Here is a 2,089-nt window from a genome sequence, read left to right on the forward strand (position 1 = left end):
CATTCACCCTTACTGATCCTGAACCTATCGATATCTCTATTAATATGACACCCGATACTGTTGACTGTTCTGACACTCAAGTCAACCTTATTGCAAGTGCAACAGGGGGGTATTTAAACTCTGGTTCTGACTATACCTACACCTGGGATGATGGCACAACTGGGGCCTCTTTAACTAATATAGGAATAGGAACCTATCAAGTTACCGTGACCGATGATGGAGGAAATAGTCAAAACAAAACATTTGATGTAAACGGACCCAACCCTATTACAGTTACACTTGCCAACAAAAAAGAATTATCATGTAGAGATGGTAATGATGCTGCTATACAATTAACCATACAAGGAGGAACTGGAGATTATGTTATCACATGGGAAAATATAGTAGACCCAAATTTTAGTGCATTAGGTAATGAACTTAAAAATGTGGGATTTGGATCTTATGTATATCGCGTAGTAGATCAAAATGGATGTTTCACTACAAACTCAAGTCAACCCATAGAATTTATAAACCCTCCCCTATTCTCTATAGACCTGGGAGAAGATCCTTTCTTTTGTGAAGGACAGACAGTAAACATATCTGCTGCTATACAAGATTCTAATGCTTCTTACAGTTGGACATCGGATACTGGATTTACCAGTACAAATCCAGAAATCAATGTAGATCAGCAAGGAACATATACTGTCTCTGTTACCAGTGGAAAAGGATGTGTTGCCCAAGACACCATTACTGTAATAGAAAATATAAAAGAAATTAATGCTCAATTCTTATATGCAAGCCAGGTATTTACCAATGAAAAATTTGTCGTAATAGATGTGACTTACCCAATACCTGATCAAATTCAATGGGTAATGCCCCAAGAAGCTACTATAGTATCACAAGATCAAGATCTTATTGAATTGTATTTTGATAAAGCAGGAGAATATGAAATTACTATGATCTCTAAACTAGGAAACTGTCAAGATACATTTACCCAAAAAGTATTGGTACTACAAAAGGAAATAACAGATGAGCAAAATCAGGATAATCAAAATCAACAGCTAGGAAACATTAGAGAATTTAGCGTATATCCAAATCCTTCTGATGGAAAATTCTCTGCAAAAGTGACCCTGAAAGAACAAAAAGATATTAGTATTAAAATATTCAATCTAGCTAATAATACTATACTTACTCAAAAAAAACAATCTGGTAAAAAACAATATGAAATCCCTTTTACATTACAAGTACCCTCTGGAGTATATGCCCTGGTACTAGAAACACCATATGGAAGTGATATCAGAAAAGTGATTGTAAATTAATTGATAAGTAGTATTAATGATGATAGTAAAATGATATAAAATCTAAAAATGAAAAAAATAGTACTTATAATATTGGTTTTAACAACGCATATTGGGTTTTCTCAAGATTATGGGTTTTTATTCGTTACAGAAGTACAAGGTACTGAGCACGCTAATGTTTTTAGTGCATCTGTAAGTACAGATTCGCCAGAAACATACCCAAATATAGGATACCGGTCTTCTGAAGCAACGATTAATGAGGTTTATTACGATTTTATTGAATTAAATAACAATTTCAATACGGCTATAGTAAATCTTTCCAGTCACTGGATTTCTATTAGTGATCCTATCAGCTGTGAGTCGGATGATAATTTTACATATACAAGAAATGAGTTTATAAATAATTTAGTTGAATCTAATTCTACAGATTGTAATTTTTTTACAGTTGTTTATCCTATCCATATTAATGATCCCTCTGCAAATGAATTCTGTCCTGATCAAGAAATAGTTTTAAGCTATGGATATCATTGGCAATTCAGTTTTGATGGTATAACCTGGAAGAATTTCCCTGCATCACTAAACACAAAAAGAACAACAAATTTTACACTAACAGAACTATTTAGTTTAAGTGGAACTCCTAGTAGTGAATGGCAAGGCAAACCTAACATTAAATTCAGAACTGGATATAATGGAGAGTTTACTAATACTATAAACATAGGGATCATCAAATGCTCTCCAAAGCTAATAGGCAATCCCCTACCTATCAACCCCACCTGTAGCGATAATGACAACGGTGGTTTCATAGTTACTTT

General features: G+C 33.7%; 2 protein-coding genes. Both read left to right on the forward strand.

All coding sequences use genetic code 11. The annotated features are described in order from the left end of the window. Positions 1-1,298: T9SS type A sorting domain-containing protein (locus Z054_RS0122005; protein ID WP_024772191.1), on the forward strand; the 1,298-nt coding region annotated here is incomplete at its 5' end. Positions 1,299-1,346: 48 nt separating this feature from the next. Beyond that, a partial coding sequence (locus tag Z054_RS0122010) for a hypothetical protein (RefSeq protein WP_024772192.1) occupies positions 1,347-2,089 on the forward strand: 743 nt, incomplete at its 3' end.

This window comes from Aquimarina macrocephali JAMB N27, from assembly GCF_000520995.1.
GTDB lineage: Bacteria > Bacteroidota > Bacteroidia > Flavobacteriales > Flavobacteriaceae > Aquimarina > Aquimarina macrocephali.